General features: G+C 65.9%; 19 protein-coding genes. 7 read left to right on the top strand and 12 right to left on the bottom strand.

Features of this window, described 5'->3' with window-relative positions; all coding sequences use genetic code 11:
• Positions 1-56: 56 nt before the first annotated feature.
• Both HMPREF9710_RS04340 and HMPREF9710_RS04335 read right to left on the bottom strand, forming a co-directional pair.
• Positions 57-344 (bottom strand): HU family DNA-binding protein, encoded by a 288-nt coding sequence (locus HMPREF9710_RS04340; protein ID WP_005664253.1) that lies wholly within the window; start codon positions 342-344, stop codon positions 57-59.
• A gap of 89 nt (positions 345-433) precedes the next feature.
• Positions 434-655, bottom strand: coding sequence for a BrnA antitoxin family protein (locus HMPREF9710_RS04335; protein WP_005664251.1), 222 nt, complete (start codon positions 653-655; stop codon positions 434-436).
• 219 nt (positions 656-874) lie between these two features.
• On the opposite strand from HMPREF9710_RS04335, the gene HMPREF9710_RS04325 reads away from it, so the two are divergent.
• On the top strand, positions 875-1,816 hold the full coding sequence (locus HMPREF9710_RS04325; RefSeq protein ID WP_005664250.1) for a DUF808 domain-containing protein: 942 nt from the start codon (positions 875-877) through the stop codon (positions 1,814-1,816).
• Between the two features lie 43 nt (positions 1,817-1,859).
• Here the strand turns inward: HMPREF9710_RS04325 and HMPREF9710_RS04320 are convergent, their stop codons facing one another.
• Positions 1,860-2,333, bottom strand: a complete 474-nt coding sequence (locus HMPREF9710_RS04320; protein ID WP_005664248.1) for a hypothetical protein — start codon at positions 2,331-2,333, stop codon at positions 1,860-1,862.
• A gap of 36 nt (positions 2,334-2,369) precedes the next feature.
• Here HMPREF9710_RS04320 and HMPREF9710_RS04315 point away from each other — a divergent pair, with 36 nt between their 5' ends.
• The 3 genes from HMPREF9710_RS04315 to HMPREF9710_RS04305 all read left to right on the top strand — a co-directional run bounded on the left by HMPREF9710_RS04315 (position 2,370) and on the right by HMPREF9710_RS04305 (position 5,432).
• Complete coding sequence (locus tag HMPREF9710_RS04315; protein ID WP_005664246.1) at positions 2,370-3,662, top strand: SDR family oxidoreductase; 1,293 nt, start codon at positions 2,370-2,372, stop codon at positions 3,660-3,662.
• Positions 3,662-4,126, top strand: a complete 465-nt coding sequence (locus tag HMPREF9710_RS04310; protein ID WP_005664245.1) for a DUF2269 family protein — start codon at positions 3,662-3,664, stop codon at positions 4,124-4,126. The genes HMPREF9710_RS04315 and HMPREF9710_RS04310 overlap by 1 nt, the downstream gene beginning before the upstream one ends.
• 280 nt (positions 4,127-4,406) lie before the next feature.
• Positions 4,407-5,432: a zinc-dependent alcohol dehydrogenase family protein gene (locus tag HMPREF9710_RS04305; RefSeq protein WP_005664241.1), complete on the top strand. Its 1,026-nt coding sequence runs from the start codon at positions 4,407-4,409 to the stop codon at positions 5,430-5,432.
• A gap of 14 nt (positions 5,433-5,446) precedes the next feature.
• Here HMPREF9710_RS04305 and HMPREF9710_RS04300 read toward each other — a convergent pair whose 3' ends face one another.
• From HMPREF9710_RS04300 to HMPREF9710_RS04290, 3 genes are all read right to left on the bottom strand, one after another.
• Positions 5,447-6,235 (bottom strand): glutaminyl-peptide cyclotransferase, encoded by a 789-nt coding sequence (locus HMPREF9710_RS04300; RefSeq protein WP_005664239.1) that lies wholly within the window; start codon positions 6,233-6,235, stop codon positions 5,447-5,449.
• A 64-nt stretch (positions 6,236-6,299) separates the two neighbouring features.
• Complete coding sequence (locus tag HMPREF9710_RS04295) at positions 6,300-6,704, bottom strand: DUF6644 family protein (protein WP_005664237.1); 405 nt, start codon at positions 6,702-6,704, stop codon at positions 6,300-6,302.
• An 83-nt stretch (positions 6,705-6,787) separates the two neighbouring features.
• The gene (locus HMPREF9710_RS04290; RefSeq protein WP_005664235.1) at positions 6,788-7,144 is read right to left on the bottom strand and encodes a DUF6152 family protein; all 357 of its coding nucleotides are present in this window, start codon (positions 7,142-7,144) and stop codon (positions 6,788-6,790) included.
• 150 nt (positions 7,145-7,294) lie between these two features.
• Between HMPREF9710_RS04290 and HMPREF9710_RS04285 the strand changes: the two genes are divergently transcribed.
• Together HMPREF9710_RS04285 and HMPREF9710_RS04280 are read left to right on the top strand one after the other, a co-directional pair.
• On the top strand, positions 7,295-7,774 hold the full coding sequence (locus HMPREF9710_RS04285) for a GNAT family N-acetyltransferase (protein ID WP_005664234.1): 480 nt from the start codon (positions 7,295-7,297) through the stop codon (positions 7,772-7,774).
• A gap of 82 nt (positions 7,775-7,856) precedes the next feature.
• Positions 7,857-8,504 carry a DUF6624 domain-containing protein gene (locus HMPREF9710_RS04280; protein ID WP_005664233.1) on the top strand — a complete coding sequence of 216 codons (648 nt, stop codon included), beginning with the start codon at positions 7,857-7,859 and terminating at the stop codon, positions 8,502-8,504.
• On the opposite strand, the gene HMPREF9710_RS04275 is transcribed toward HMPREF9710_RS04280, so the two are convergent.
• The 4 genes from HMPREF9710_RS04275 to HMPREF9710_RS04260 all read right to left on the bottom strand — a co-directional run bounded on the left by HMPREF9710_RS04275 (position 8,464) and on the right by HMPREF9710_RS04260 (position 11,964).
• Complete coding sequence (locus tag HMPREF9710_RS04275) at positions 8,464-9,225, bottom strand: SDR family oxidoreductase (RefSeq protein ID WP_005664231.1); 762 nt, start codon at positions 9,223-9,225, stop codon at positions 8,464-8,466. The genes HMPREF9710_RS04280 and HMPREF9710_RS04275 overlap by 41 nt on opposite strands.
• Before the next feature lie 25 nt (positions 9,226-9,250).
• Positions 9,251-10,066 (bottom strand): SDR family NAD(P)-dependent oxidoreductase, encoded by an 816-nt coding sequence (locus tag HMPREF9710_RS04270; protein WP_005664230.1) that lies wholly within the window; start codon positions 10,064-10,066, stop codon positions 9,251-9,253.
• A 189-nt stretch (positions 10,067-10,255) separates the two neighbouring features.
• Complete coding sequence (nfsB, locus tag HMPREF9710_RS04265) at positions 10,256-10,909, bottom strand: oxygen-insensitive NAD(P)H nitroreductase (RefSeq protein ID WP_005664228.1); 654 nt, start codon at positions 10,907-10,909, stop codon at positions 10,256-10,258.
• A gap of 47 nt (positions 10,910-10,956) precedes the next feature.
• Positions 10,957-11,964, bottom strand: coding sequence for a zinc-binding alcohol dehydrogenase family protein (locus HMPREF9710_RS04260; protein WP_005664226.1), 1,008 nt, complete (start codon positions 11,962-11,964; stop codon positions 10,957-10,959).
• Positions 11,965-12,072: 108 nt separating this feature from the next.
• Between HMPREF9710_RS04260 and HMPREF9710_RS04255 the strand changes: the two genes are divergently transcribed.
• Positions 12,073-12,987: a LysR family transcriptional regulator gene (locus HMPREF9710_RS04255; RefSeq protein WP_005664224.1), complete on the top strand. Its 915-nt coding sequence runs from the start codon at positions 12,073-12,075 to the stop codon at positions 12,985-12,987.
• Here the strand turns inward: HMPREF9710_RS04255 and HMPREF9710_RS04250 are convergent.
• Positions 12,984-14,267, bottom strand: a complete 1,284-nt coding sequence (locus HMPREF9710_RS04250) for a Xaa-Pro dipeptidase (protein ID WP_005664222.1) — start codon at positions 14,265-14,267, stop codon at positions 12,984-12,986. The genes HMPREF9710_RS04255 and HMPREF9710_RS04250 overlap by 4 nt on opposite strands.
• Before the next feature lie 72 nt (positions 14,268-14,339).
• Positions 14,340-14,957: a LysE/ArgO family amino acid transporter gene (locus tag HMPREF9710_RS04245; RefSeq protein WP_005664221.1), complete on the bottom strand. Its 618-nt coding sequence runs from the start codon at positions 14,955-14,957 to the stop codon at positions 14,340-14,342.

Raw genomic sequence — 14,957 nt, 5'->3', positions numbered from 1 at the left:
CATTCAGCCAGCGCGCGCGACCCGCGAACGGGCCGCGACGCGAGGCCGGGTACTGATTACTTCTTCTTGGTCGGGTTGACCGCTGCCTTCAGGGTCGCGCCAGCCGAGAAACGCGGGCTCTTCGACGCCGCGATCTTGATCACTTCGCCGGTGGCAGGGTTACGGCCCTTGCGTGCGGCGCGCTTGGTCACCGAGAAGGTGCCGAAGCCGGTGATGCCCACCGTGTCGCCCTTTTTCAGGCGCTCGGTGATGATCTCGATGATGGTGTTCACGGCGTCGCCAGCGGCAGCGCCCGACATCTCGGTGCGCTTCGCGAATTCTGCGATCAGTTCGCCTTTTTTCATAAATCCCTCCGGGGTTAAAAGAGCGGGAAGATTAGCATAAATATTGCTATGTGTAATGCCGCTCCCCGAGGGAAATTTGAAAGGAAGCCTTATGCGACGCCAGATTCGATGACCGGACCGCTCAAACGGTTGCGCAGCGCGGCGTTGATCAGGGTCTGGTAACCGGTGCCGCAACGCTCGGACAAGTTGCGGAATTCCTTCAGCACCTCGTCGTCGAGATAGATCGTGATGCGGGTCTTGCGCTTCGGCGGACGGGCACGGCGGACCGGAGCGGAAGTGGAAGCGGCAGGCTGGATCGAATCGGTATGCATTGGATGATCTCCTTCGTTTGGGGGGACGAGGCTGCAGTGCCGCAACCTTCAGCGTTGCACTATACGTATGCAGACCGGCAGTCGCCCGGCAAAAGCGACGAGATGCAGATTTCCAGGCATGAAATGCAAAAAGCCGCGCCGAACGGCGCCGCGAACCGTGTAGCGAGCATTTGGCGGCTCGGTTAATATCGTAGCAACTTGACATGAAGGAGCAGAACTATGGCTGGAGTCGGCTTACTTGCACTCCTGGACGATATCGCCACCATCCTCGACGACGTCGCCGCGATGAGCAAGATTGCGGCCAAGAAAACCGCGGGCGTGCTGGGCGACGACCTGGCGCTCAATGCGCAGCAAGTCTCGGGCGTGAAAGCCGATCGCGAGCTGCCGGTGGTCTGGGCGGTGGCCAAGGGATCGATGGTCAACAAGGCGATCCTGGTGCCGGCCGCCCTGGCGATCTCGGTCTTCCTGCCCTGGCTGATCACGCCGCTGCTGATGATCGGCGGCGCCTTCCTGTGCTTCGAGGGCTTCGAGAAACTGGCGCACAAATACCTGCACAGCGCGCAGGACGAGGCCCGGCACAAGGCGCAGCACGAGGCGGCCGTGGCCAACCAGGCGATCGACATCGTCCAGCTCGAGAAAGACAAGATCAAGGGCGCGGTGCGCACCGACTTCATCCTGTCGGCCGAGATCATCGTGATCTCGCTCGGCACCGTGGCCGGCGTGGCGCTCGGACAGCAGGCCCTGGTGCTGACCGTCATCGCAGTGGTGATGACGGTCGGCGTCTATGGCCTGGTGGCCGCCATCGTCAAGATGGATGACGCCGGCCTGCACCTGAGCAAGAGCCAGAGCGGCGCCGCCCGTAGCTTGGGCAAGGGTTTGCTGGCAGCCGCGCCACGCCTGATGAAGATCCTGGCGGTGGTCGGCACCGCCGCCATGTTCCTGGTCGGCGGCGGCATCATCTCGCATGGGGTGCCGGCGCTGCACCACTTTTCGCAGGGAGCGGCCGCCGCGGTAGCCGATGTGCCGACGGTCGGTGGGGTGCTGGCCTTCCTGGCGCCGATCCTGGTCGATGCCCTGGTCGGCGTGCTGGTGGGCGCCGTGGTGCTGGGCGTGGTGACGCTGGTGCAGCGCATGCGCGGCAAGAAGGCGGCCGCGCACTGATCCCGTTCACCGGCGCGGGCATCCAGCCCGCGCCGCTCACCATTCATTTCGGCGGTTCGTTCTTGCGCGACATGATGGCGCCGATCGCCAGTCCGATCGCAAACCCCGCATACACCACGCCCAGCGCATTGCGCGACAGGCGCTTTTCATAGCCCGGCTGCAGCGGCCGCGGCGTCAGCTTGTAGTCGGTGAAGGCCACGAACGCGGAGGTCGCCGCCGAGGCGGCGGCAATGGCCATCGGGTTCTTGCCGTCCATCACACCCCCGAGCGCGCGTTCGAACACGAACGACCAGAAGGTCGCGCTGGCATGGTGGATCAGGTAGCCGGGAACCGTGTAGCGCAGCGAGAAGCGGTCGCGGTAGCCTGCTTTATGGCCATGCACATAGTGGCTGACGGCATTGGTCGGTGCATAGGCGCTGCCGGTCTGCATCTTGCCGACCACGGACATCGCCACCGTCGACAGGATGCTCGAAGTCGCCCCGGAGATGAGTGCGCGCTGTAATGCCGTATTTTCCATACAATCCTCTTTTACTTGATGTGAAGGGAAGCACGGATGCGGATTTTGCTGACGGGGGCGAGCGGTTTCATCGGGCAACATTTGCTGCAGGCGTTGCTCACCGAAGGCCACCACGTCGTGTGCGCGGTGAGAGCACCTGAAGCGAAGCTTCCGAAAAGCGCTGACCCGCGCTTGAGCACTATCCACGCCGATTTTTCCAAAGATACCGATAAATCCACCTGGCTGGCGCGCCTGTCGCATATCGACGTCGTGATCAACACGGTCGGCATTTTCCGCGAAAGCGGACGCCAGGATTTCGCCCGCCTGCACCGCGACACGCCGCGCGCGCTGTTCGCCGCCTGCGCCGAATCGCACGACGTGCAGATGGTGATTCAACTGTCGGCGCTGGGCGCCGACCGCGATGCGACGACGCCCTACCACCTGTCCAAGCGCGATGCCGACGACTACCTGGCCTCGCTGCCGCTGCGCTCCTACATCGTCCAGCCCTCGCTCGTGTATGGCCGCGACGGCGCCAGCGCGCGCACCTTCCGCACCCTGGCCAGCATGCCGTTCACGCTGCGCTTCGGCAGCAAGCCGCAGCTGGTGCAACCGATCCACGTCGACGACCTGGCGCTGGCCATCGTCGGCCTGCTCAAGCACCGCCTGCCGATGGCGCCGGGAGCGGGCACCTCGATGCGGGTGCCGCTGGTGGGGCCGCAGGCGATGCCGTTCACCGACTATCTCGGCCTGCTGCGCTCATCGATGGGCATGGGGCGCCAGCGTGTGCTGCCCCTGCCGGGACCGGTGGCGCGGCTGGCGGCCGCCGTCCTGCCGGGTTCGCTCATCAGCCGCGATGCGCTGAGCATGCTGGACCGCGACAACACGGGCGACGTCATGCAGACGGCGATGCTGCTCGGCCATCTGCCGCGCTCACCGGATGAATTCATCGGCGACCCGGACGGCGAACGCGCGCGCGCCAAGCTCGGCTGGCTGCTGCCGATGCTCCGCTACAGCATCGCGGCGGTGTGGATCCTGACCGCGATCGTCTCCTTCGGCCTGTATCCGGTCGAGGCCAGCTACGAGCTGCTGGCGCGCACCGGCATTCCTCCCGACCTGCAGCCATTGATGCTGTATGGCGCCGCCAGCTTCGACCTGCTGCTGGGGCTTGGCATCCTGTTCCTGGCGCGGCGGCGCTGGCTATGGCTCGCACAATTGGGCCTGATCGGGTTTTATACGATCGTGATAGCGTTCAAGCTGCCTGAATTCCTGCTGCATCCCTACGGGCCGCTGACCAAGAACCTGCCGATGCTGGCGGCGATCTGGCTGCTGTATCAACTCGAGGAAAAATAATGGATTACGTGGTGCTGAAATGGCTGCATATCGTCTCGTCGACGCTGCTGTTCGGCACCGGCATCGGATCGGCCTGGTACATGCTGTTCGCGAACGTCAGCCGCGACGTGCGGGCGATCGCGGTGGTGGCGAAATACGTCGTCATCGCCGACTGGCTGTTCACGGCCACCACCGCCATCCTGCAGCCGCTGACGGGCTTCTACATGATCCACCTGGCCGGCTATCCGCTGCACAGCAAATGGATCATGTGGTCGATCATCCTGTACGTGATCGCCGGCGCCTGCTGGCTGCCGGTGGTGTGGCTGCAGATCCGCATGCGCGACATGGCGGCGGAGGCGGCGCGGCTCGATACGCCGTTACCGGCGCTGTACTGGCGTTATTTCAGGATCTGGGTGACGCTGGGCGTGCCGGCGTTCGCGGCGTTCATCGTGATTTTCTGGCTGATGGTGGCCAAGCCGGTGTAACGGGAGTGGGCTGCATCCTTCGTATCGAAATACGTTTTCGCCACCGTCCACCCGCCCCAGACGCCCACGCCAAAGGCGATGAAGGCAGCGACTCCGAGTACTGTTTTAAGCAATTTCCAAGCTGCTTGTTCTTCCATGTTCTACCTCTTGCGGGTTGCAACCAAGAATCCTAATTTATCATAAACCCGACACTCGACAGACGCGCGACTGGCGAGCGTCCCGCCCTCGGCCAGCCGCGTACAATGGCCCGCGTACCGATCAACCAGAAGGAGATTTACGCATGCGGGCTTACCAGATTCTTCACGGCGCGAACATCGACGGCCTCCAGTGCATCGACTACCCGGAGCGCGACCTCGGCCTGGGCGAGGTGCGCATCCGCGTGCACGCCGTCTCGCTCAACTACCGCGACCTGATGGTCGCCGGCGGCAACTACCTGGTCTCGGTCGAGGACCCCATCATCCCGTGCTCGGACGGCGCCGGCGAAGTGCTGGCGGTCGGTCCCGGCGTGACCCGGGTGCAGGTCGGCGACCGCGTGGCCGGCTCCTTCTTCCCGCACTGGCTGGAAGGCGGGCCGACGCCTGACAAGGTGCGTCACGGCCTGGGCGGCGACATCGACGGCATGCTGGCCGAAGAAGTCATCCTGCACGAGGACGCGCTGGCCATCATCCCGGCCGGCCTGTCCTTCATCGAGGCATCGACCATGCCGTGCGCCGCGGTCACCGCCTGGAACGCGATCTTCGTCTCCAGCAATCATGTCAAGCCGGGCGATACCGTGCTGCTGCTGGGCACCGGCGGCGTCTCGATCCTCGGCCTGCAACTGGCGCGCGCGGCGGGCCTGCGCGCCATCGTCACCTCGTCCAGCGACGACAAGCTGGCGCGGGCGCGCGCGCTGGGCGCCCACCACACGATCAATTACCAGGCGATTCCCGAGTGGCACGACGAGGTGCTGCACCTCACCCACGGCGTCGGCGCCCAGGTGGTGCTGGAAGTGGGCGGCAAGGGGACGGTGAACAAATCGGTGTCGAGCGCCGCGATGGGCGGGACCGTCGCCGTCATCGGCGGCGTCAGCGGTTTCGGCGGTGAAGTCAATCCGGCCTCGCTGCTGGCCAGCGCCAAGCGCCTGGTGGGCATCTATGTCGGCAGCCGCGCCATGCTGGAAGACGTGATGCGCTTCGTGGACGTGAGCGGCGTCAAGCCGGTGATCGATCGCGTGTTCCCGTTCGGCCAGGCCCAGGAGGCGTATCGCCACATGGCGTCCGGCGCGCACTTCGGCAAGGTCGTGATCGACGTCACCGACCGCTCCTAGATCAGCAGCGCAGCTTACTTTCGAAGCTTCGGCACCAGCTCGATCTCGAACAGCTTGGGCCACAGCTTGCCGGTGACGAACAGGCGCTTGCCCTTGCCATCCCAGGCGATGCCGTTGAGGACGGCATCGACCTCCTTCGTGCCGCGCTGGTCGGGCGGCAGCAGGCCGGTGAGATCGATCACCCCGAGCACCTTGCCGCTGTCGGGGTCGATGCGGGCGATGAGTTCGCTGCCCCAGATGTTCGAGTACAGCTCGCCGTCGACCATTTCGAGTTCGTTCAGGCGCTCGACCGGGCGGCCCTCGCTCGTGACCTGCACCCGGCGCAGCTCCTTCATCGTCTTCGGATCGAGGATGCGGATGAAGGAACTGCCGTCGCTCATGTATAGCTGCCTGGCATCGCTGGCCAGGCCCCAGCCTTCTCCCTCGTACTTGAAGCTCTGCTTGAGCTTGAAGGTCTTGACGTCGAACACATAGCCGACCTGCGAAGTCCAGGTCAGGCCGACCAGGTGGTTGCCCACCGCGGTCGACCCTTCGCCAAACACTTCCTTCGGCAAATCGGCCTTCTGCACCACCTTGCCGGTCTTGAGCTCCACCTTGCGGATCGTCGAGCGGCCATACTGGCCGGTGCTTTCGTACAGGTGGCCGTCACGGTAGAACAAGCCTTGCGTGAAAGCCTGGGGATCGTGGGGGTAGGTATTCTTGACAATGAAACCGTAGACCGGCGGCGCGGCCTGGGCGGCGCCCGCGCTCATGCAGGCGATGGCGCAGGCGACGGCGAAGGTGGAAAACTGTTTGAGCATCATGGTTGACTGAAAAAGCGGCAACAGACTGTAGCACGATCGCCATCGGTTCGCCCTCGCCTGCGCTTCAGACATACGCCAGCAGGCGCCCGCAGGCGATCACGGCGATCCAGAGCAGCAGCGACAGCGCCGCATGCAGCCTGGCCCAGGCCGGCGCGCCGGCCGGCCAGCTGGCGGCCCCGCGCCAGGGGCCGGCATGAAAGACGAGAGCATTGACGCCGGCCGCCACGATCAGCGCCAGCTTGAGCAGGAACACCCCGTTAGCCAGCAGCTCGGGCTGGGTCGAGAACATCAGCAAGCCGCTCGGCACGATCAGCAGCAGCCCGAACCAGGACCACGGCAGCAGGTGGCGCGCCAGCGCCTGCACCGGCACGGCGCGGCCGAAGCCGAGCAGGCGCAGGTCGAACATCGCCGCCGCCCCCACCAGCACGGTGAAGCCGACGATGTGGACGATCTCGACGATCGGATACAACCACGGATCGTCGCGCAGGGCCTGCGCCAGCGGCGTCGCGGCGGCCCAGGCGGCCGCCTCCTGGACGAAGTCCGGCGCGACGCTCAGCGCAGCTCCGTGACCTTGTCGCCGACGGTGATGCGCTCGGCGCGCAACTCATCGGCCTTGCTGCGATTGGGATAGCCGTAGACGGTGACCTTGTTGCCGACGGCCAGCATGTCCTTTGCCAGGCCGCGGTTTTCCATCCGTCCCGGCGGCGCCAGCACCACGAGCCAGGTCTTGTCGGCTGTCTTGAGGCGCACGAAGCCGTGCGGCTGCTGGTAACCGGATTCTTCGATGGTGCCGGTCAGCTGTTGGGGTTGCTTGGCATCGTATTCGCTCCAGCCGTGGTGGGCGGAAGCGGTGGCCGCGGCGGACAGCAGGGCGGCCAGCACGAGTGTGCGCTTCAAAAGCAGTTTCATTGGCTTGCTCCAGAAGAAGAAATCCATGACGAATGCAGCATCCCAGCATAACGCCGGCGCCAGACCATGGGCGCACGGCTGCTCTGCAGGAGACGGCGACCCAGGCCGCCGGTGTAGTATGAATATATTGCCATTATTCAAGGAGACAGCATGCCATCGCGCCGCCCTGCCACCCAGGCCGACCTGTCGACATTATGGGAATTGCGCACCCGGGCGGTGCGCGCCGGTTGCTCCGGCCATTACCCGGCCGCGGTGATCGACATCTGGTGCGCCGCCCCGGCTCCCGCCTCGTTGCCCTTGCTGATCCAGACCGGCGGCGCCGTCGTGGCCGAGGAAGAAGGACAGATCGTGGGCTACGCCGTGCTGAACCTGGAGACCGGCGAGCTCAATGCCGCCTTCGTCGAGCCGAGCCACCAGGGCCGCGGCATCGCCCTGCAATTGCTGCGGCAGCTCGAATCGATGGCGCGCGAACGCGGACTGGCCCGCCTGTTCGTCTCGGCCTCGCTCAATGCGGCGCCGTTCTACGAGCGCGCCGGCTTCGTGTCGCTGCGCGAAGAGCTGTATCCGCACCGCTGCGGGGTCGACCTCAAGTCGGTGTTCATGGAAAAGCAGCTAGCCCGGCCTTCCTGAGACGGCGGCTCATGCAGGACGAATGGACCAGTGCGCCGGCGCCGCGTACACTCGGCCATTCGTCCACTTCGCCCCAACGCCGATGCACCGTTTGTCGCCCCTCCTGGGGATCGCGATTTCCGCCATCCTGACCGCCCTGCCAGCCCACGCCGCCTGCGACGACTATCCGCAACAACTCGCCACACGGGTCAGCGCCGACCAGGCCCTGCGCGCACGACTCGACTTCAGCCGGATGGATGATCCAGACCAGAAGAAGCTGATGCAGCAAATGGGCATCGTCGACCGTGCCAACACAGCGTGGCTGAAAGCCGCGTTCGAGCAATGCGGTTTTCCGGACAAGGACAAGCATGGCGAGAAGGCCCAGGGCAACGCCTGGCTGCTGGTCCAGCATGCCGACCACGACGTGGCGTTCCAGAAGTACACCCTGTCGCTGCTCGAAAAGATGGCCGCGCAGCGCGGCGAACCGGTGCGCCGCAGCTTCGCCTACCTCGCGGACCGGGTCGCGGTAGCCGAAAAACGGCCGCAGCTGTATGGGACGCAGTTGATGGCGCCGGCCGAGCGGCCCTGCGAGTTCGACTTCAACACGATGGACGACCGCGAGAAAGTGGAAGCGCGGCGCGCCGCCCTGGGGCTGCCGCCGCTCGACATCTACAAAGAGATCGTCCTGGAGAATGCGAACTGCGTGCCGTCTAGTGCGTCGGAATCGGGTTCGCCGCCAGATAGGCATTGAACTCATTGACCAGCTTGTGCTCGCCCGGCCCCGCGTTGTCGCGCATCGGCTGGGCCGACTCCACCACCACTTCTTCCTTGTCGGTCGCAAGACCCGCCATGGTCTGGGCAATGAAATCCTCCAGCGGCATGGCGCGCGGATCGTCGCCCTTGTGGATCAGATCCGTGTTCACCCAGGGCGGAGCGATTTCCTGCAAGGTCACCGAGGTGTCGCGCAGCATGAAGCGCTGCGACAGCGTGTACGAGTGCAGCGCCGCCTTGGTGGCCGAATACACGGCGGTCGAGGCCAGCGGCACGTAGGCCAGCACCGAGGTGTTGTTGACGATGGTGGCGCGCGGCTGCTGCTTCAGGTGGCCCAGCAGCGCGGAACTCATGCGGATCGGGCCGAGCAGGTTGGTGGTGACCGTCGACAGCATCGTGTCTTCGTCGATCTCGCCGGCCGCATCGTCGAAGGGCATGATGCCGGCGTTGTTGATCAATACGTTCAGATTCGGGAAATCCTGCGTCACCTGGGCCGCGACGCGCTTGATGCTGGCGGCGTTGGCGATGTCCAGCGCCACCGCATGCATGCCCGGATTGGCTTTGACCACCTCGTCCAGCAGCGCCTTGCGGCGGCCCGCGATGATCACGGTATTGCCCAGCTTGTGAAAGGCTTCCGCCAGGCCGCGACCGATGCCCGAGGCGCCGCCGGTGATCAGGATGGTGTTGTCATTCATTTGCATGGTGTTCTCCTTGACATATCGGCGATCAGGCGGCGTTGGACTGGACTGCGGCATAGCGCGCGGCCGGCTTGGTGTGCGACAGGTTCGGTCCCAGCGCGCGGCGGGCGTTTTCGAAGGCGTCCCAGTCGGCGCTGTCGGGCAGGGCGGGAATCGTGATGACTTCGCCCTGGTCCAGGCCCGCGAGAGCGGCGTCGACCATGTCATTCACGTGCATCACGATCTCTTGCGGCAGGTGCGCGACCGGCACCCCGGCGTGATCCCAGAATTCGGTGGCGGTGGCGCCGGGCAGCACGGCCTGGACCCGGATGCCCTTGCCGCCGACTTCGTGCTGCAGCGATTGGGTCAACGCCAGCACGAAGGCCTTGCTGCCGCCGTAGGTGCCGTTCAGCACCTCGGGCGCGACGGCGGCGATCGACGAGATATTGATGATGGTGCCCTGGCCGCGCGCCACCAGGCGCGGCACGACGGCGCGCGTCAGGCGGGTCAGCGCCGTCACGTTCAGCGCGATCATGCGGTCGAGGTCTTCGACGCTCGAATCGAGCATGCTGGCGGTGGCGCCCAGGCCGGCGTTGTTCAGCAACAGGGTGATCGACGCATCGCTTGCCAGGCGCTCTTCCACGCGGCGCAGGTCGGCACTTTGCGTGAGGTCGGCGGCCAGGATGTCGATCTTGCGGCCGGTCTCGGCGCGCAGCCGGGCGGCGACCTGCTCGAGGCGTTGCTGGTTGCGCGCCACCAGCACCAGGTCGTAGCCGCGTTCGGCCAGGCGTTGGGCGTAGCGGGCGCCGATGCCGGTCGAGGCGCCGGTGATCAGGGCGGTGGTGGCTTGTGCGGTCGTGGTCATATCGTTCTCCCTGGTGTTTCGTTGTCGATAGAAACAGTCTACGGAGATGGAACATGGCCCGTTGGTCGTATATCCCTCAATTTGAGCCATCATGCATGTGACCGAATCCGAGGGCAGGACGCAAAAAAACGGCGTGCATCGCTGCACGCCGTTGTCACGAACCACCCGCAGGTGGCGACCATCACACGATCAGATGAAGGTGAAGGTCGCTTCCTGCGTCAGGCGCGATTTCGGCAGGCCGGCATTGAAATCGCTTTCCGACGAATAGCCGAAGCTCACCAGCACCAGGCTGGTCAAACCTTTCGCGTTCAGGCCGAACTCCTCGTCCAGGATCTTCTGGTCGAAGCCTTCCATCGGAGTCGCGTCGATCTCGAGCGTGGCCGCGCCGAGGAGCGCCGTGCCCAGCGCCAGGTAGACCTGCTTTTCGAGCCACTGCGCCACGTCCTTGCCGCCGAAGCGGTGCTGGCGCACATAGCCGCGGCGTCCCGCGTCCTGGCCGGCGCGCGCGGCGTCATCGCGGAAGCGGCCATCGCGTTGTTCCTGGTCCAGCAGCGCTTCCAGGTGCGCCTCGTCCATGTCGATGCGCGAGCACAGCACGATCACGTGCGAAGCGTCGTTGATCTTGGCTGCGTTGTAGCTGTAGCCGCCCTGCGCCGCCTTGGCGATGCGCGCGCGGCCTTCCGGCGTGTTGGCGACGACGAAGTGCCACGGCTGCGAATTGACCGACGACGGGCTGCTGCGCAGCAGGTCGTACACTTGCTGCATCACTTCTTCGGGGATGCGGCGCTCCACATCGTAGGCTTTGGCGGTATGGCGTTTTTGTGCGGCCGACAGGATATTCATGGTGTTCCTTCTGATAATGAATCCGACGATCTTAAGCGATCTGCGGCTTAAAAGTCTTCAAGGACGATTTTTCCGATCGCGCGGTTGCTCTCGATGAGGGCGTGGGCGCGGCGCAGGTTGGCGGCGTTGATCGTGCCGAAGTGCTCGCCCAGGGTGGTGGTCAGGGCGCCGTCCTCGATCATCGCGGCCACCCGGTTCAGGAGCTCGTGCTGGCACACCATGTCGGCCGTTTCGAACATCGAGCGGGTGAACATCAGCTCCCAGTGCAGCGAGATCGACTTGCGCTTGAGCGGCACCGCGTCGAGCGTGGCCGGATCGTCGATCAGCGCCAGCTGGCCCTGCGGCGCCAGCGCCTCGATGATGTCTTGATAATGGCGGTCGGTGTGGGTCAGGCTGATCACGATGTCGACGTTGGCGAAGCCCAGCTCCTCCAGTTGCGGCTGCATCGGGCGGGTGTGGTCGACCGTGTGGTGGGCGCCCAGCCTGGTCACCCATTCGCGGGTGGCGTCGCGCGAGGCGCTGCCGATCACGGTCAGTTTGGTGAGCCGGCGCGCGAGCTGGGTCAGGATCGAACCGACGCCGCCGCCGGCGCCGACGATCAGGAGCGACTTGCCTTCGCCGCCGCCTTCCGGCACGCGCAGACGGTCGAACAGCAACTCCCAGGCCGTGATCGAGGTCAGGGGCAGGGCGGCCGCTTCGGCGAAGCCCAGATTGGCGGGCTTCCTGCCGACGATGCGCTCGTCGACCGCCTGGAACTGGCTGTTGGAGCCGGGGCGGACGATCGAGCCGGCATAGAACACTTCGTCGCCCGGCGCGAACAGGGTCACGTTGGCGCCCACGGCGCGCACGATGCCGCTGGCGTCCCAGCCCAGCACGCGCGGCTCGTTCACCGCGACGCCCAGGCGGATCTTGGTGTCGACCGGGTTGACCGAGACGGCGCGCACTTCGACCAGCAGGTCGTGCGGGCCGGCCAGCGGCATCGGCAGTTCGGTGTCGAGCAGGGCCTGCGGGTCGTCGATGGGCAGGCCGTGTTGGGTATAGACTATCGCTTTCATTTTCTTCTCCAGGCATAAAGTGAGCAGGGCAGTGAAGACCATTTTAGGGATGCATCAACCGGCGAAACAGTGCCATGGCAGAGTTTCACTTTCACTGTGGAAGAGAAAATGATCCGCCTGGACGACCTGTCGCTGTTCGTGCGCGCCGCCGCCCTCGGCAGCTTTTCGCAGGCCGCGCGCGAGGTGAACCTGCTGCCCGGCCAGGCCAGCGCGGCGATCCAGAGGCTGGAACGCGAACTCGACGTCCGCCTGTTCGCGCGCTCGACGCGCAGCCTGCGCCTGACCGACGAGGGCAAGCGCTACCTGCCCTTTGCCCAGGATGCGCTGCAGGCGCTGCGCGACGGCCATGACGGCATGCGCGGCGAGAATGCGTCCCTGTCCGGCACCTTGCAGGTGGCGGCGCCGTCCGATTTCGGCCGCAACGTGCTGCTGCCGTGGATCGCCGAGTTCCGGCGCGCCCACCCGGGCCTGGACATCCAGCTGCTGGTGTCGGACCAGGTGGCGGACGTGTTCCGCGATCCGGTCGACATCGCGCTGCGCTACGGCCAGATCGATGACGCGAGCTTCATCGCGCTGCCGGTGGCGCCGGAGAACCGGCGGGTGCTGATCGCTTCTCCCGCCTACCTGGAACGGCACGGCCGCCCCTCGGCGCTGGCCGACCTGGCTTCACACAGCTGCCTGGCCTACCGCCTGCGCGGGCGCATCTATGACCGCTGGTGCTTTCCGCTGCCCGCAGGAGACCAGGTGGCGCAGGTCAAGGGATCGCTGGTGAGCGACGACGCCGACGTGGTGCGGCGCTGGGCCGTCGCCGGCGAAGGCATCGCCTATAAATCCTGGCTCGACGTCTGCCAGGACGTGACGGCGGGAAGGCTCGAGGTGGTCTTGCCGGACATGCCCGGCGAAGCCACCCCGTTGAACCTGGTGTGCCCGCACCGCAAGCAGTTCTCGCCCGCGGTGAAGCTGTTGCATGCGCTCCTGAAGGAGCGCTGCGCTCCATTGCTGGAGCGGCTGGGCGAGGTTTAGAGCGCGCCGCCCTTGACGACGGCGCCGCCCTGGATCACGGCCGCCGGCGCTTCCAGCAGGGTGACGTCCACGAGCGGATCGCCCTTCACCGCCACCATGTCGGCATAGCGGCCCGGCTCGACGACGCCGATGTCCTTGCGCGCCAGCGCCTCGGCCGCGTTCACGGTGGCCGCCTGGATCGCCTGCAGCGGCGTCATCCCGTACTGGACCATCACGGCGAACTGCTTGGCGTTGCCGCCGTGCGGGTGCACGCCGGCGTCGGTGCCGAACACCATCTTGACCCCGGCCGCATGCGCCTTTTTGAAGTTCTGGCGCTGCAACTCGGTCACTTCGCGGTCCTTGCGCAGATTATCTTCCAACACGCCGTTCTTCTTGCCTTCAAGCGCGGTATAGGTGCCGTTGTAGATGTCCATCGACAGCCAGGCGCCATGCTTTTTCGCCAAGGCGATGCCCTCGTCGTCGATCAGGCTCGCATGCTCGATCGTGTTGACGCCGGCGCGGATCGCGTCCTTGATGCCGGCCGCGCCGTGGGCGTGGGCCGCCACCTGCAGGCCCCACTGGTGCGCTTCCTCCACCGCGGCGCGCATCTCGGCCAGGTTCATCTGCTGCTGGCCCGGCTCGGTATTGCGCGAGAAGACGCCGCCGGTGGCGCAGATCTTGATCACCTGGGCGCCGTACTTGCGCAGCTCGCGCACCGACTTGCGCGCCTCGTCCGGGCTGTCGGCGTTGTACTTGTTCTTTTCCTCCATCGACGGCGGGAAGTAGGTGCTGTCGCAATGGCCGCCGGTCGCGCCGAACGACCAGGCGGCGGGCACGATGCGCGGACCGCGCACCTTGCCGGCGGCGATGGCCTGGCCCAGGCCGACGTCGTTCCAGTCCGAGGCGCCCAGGTTGCGCACCGTCGTGAAGCCGGCGTCCAGCGTCTTGCCCGCGTGGGCCACGGCCAGCGCCGACCAGAAGCGGTCGTTGTATTCGAGGCCGGTGTAGCCGCCATAGGTCGGATCCGAATCGAGGTGGACGTGCATGTCGATCAGGCCGGGCAGCAGGGTCATGCCGGGCAGGGCGATGCGGGTCGCGTCGGCGGCTGGCGGCGTCGCGGCATCCGGCTTGAGGCTGACGACCTTCCCGTCGCGCACCAGGATCTCGGGGTTCTGGATCATGCGGCCGCTCTTGACGTCGAGCAGGCGGTCGGCGCTGATGACGACATCCGCGGCATGGGCGGAAGACCAGCCGGCGGCGGCCAGGCACAGGGATAGGACGTTCAGGGTCAAGCGGTTCAAGCAGCCTCCGGGCAATGGATGGGTAAATAGCAACTTTACACCGGACAACATCTTACCCATCCATTTTTTTGCTCAGCTGTCTGTCAGCAGCAACGCCGCCAGCACCAGCATCATGGCGCCGGTAAGCGCCTCGAACACGCGCCACACCCCAGGGCGCGCCAGCACCGGGGCGAAGCGCTGCGCACCGACACCGATCGCCGTGAACCACAGGATCGAGGCCGTGATGGCGCCCAGGGCAAACGAGCCGCGCTCTTCAAGCGCCAGGCTGCTGCCGACGGCGCCCAGCAGCACCACGGTGTCGAGATAGACGTGCGGGTTGAGCAGCGACAGCGCCAGCACGGTCGCCAGCGCCGCGCCGAGGGTCTGGGTCTGCGCCGCCGGATCGGCGGCCAGCGAGGCGCCGCCGCGCAGGCTGCTCTTCCAGCAGCGCAGGCCATACCAGAGCAGGAAGGCGGCGCCGCCATAACGCGCCACCGACGTCAAGAGGGGCGACGCCTCGATCAGGGCGCCCAGGCCGGCAGTGCCGGCGGCGATCAGGATCACGTCGACCACGATGCAGGTGAGCACCGTCGGCAGCACGTGCCGGCCGCGCACCGCCGTGCGCAGCACATGGGCGTTCTGGGCGCCGATCCCCATGATGAGACCGGCGCCCAGGCCCAGCCCCTGTAGATAGATTTGATGCGAGAACAT

This window comes from Massilia timonae CCUG 45783, assembly GCF_000315425.1.
Classification (GTDB): Bacteria; Pseudomonadota; Gammaproteobacteria; order Burkholderiales; family Burkholderiaceae_D; genus Telluria; species Telluria timonae.
This window is presented reverse-complemented; position numbering and strand designations above follow the sequence as displayed.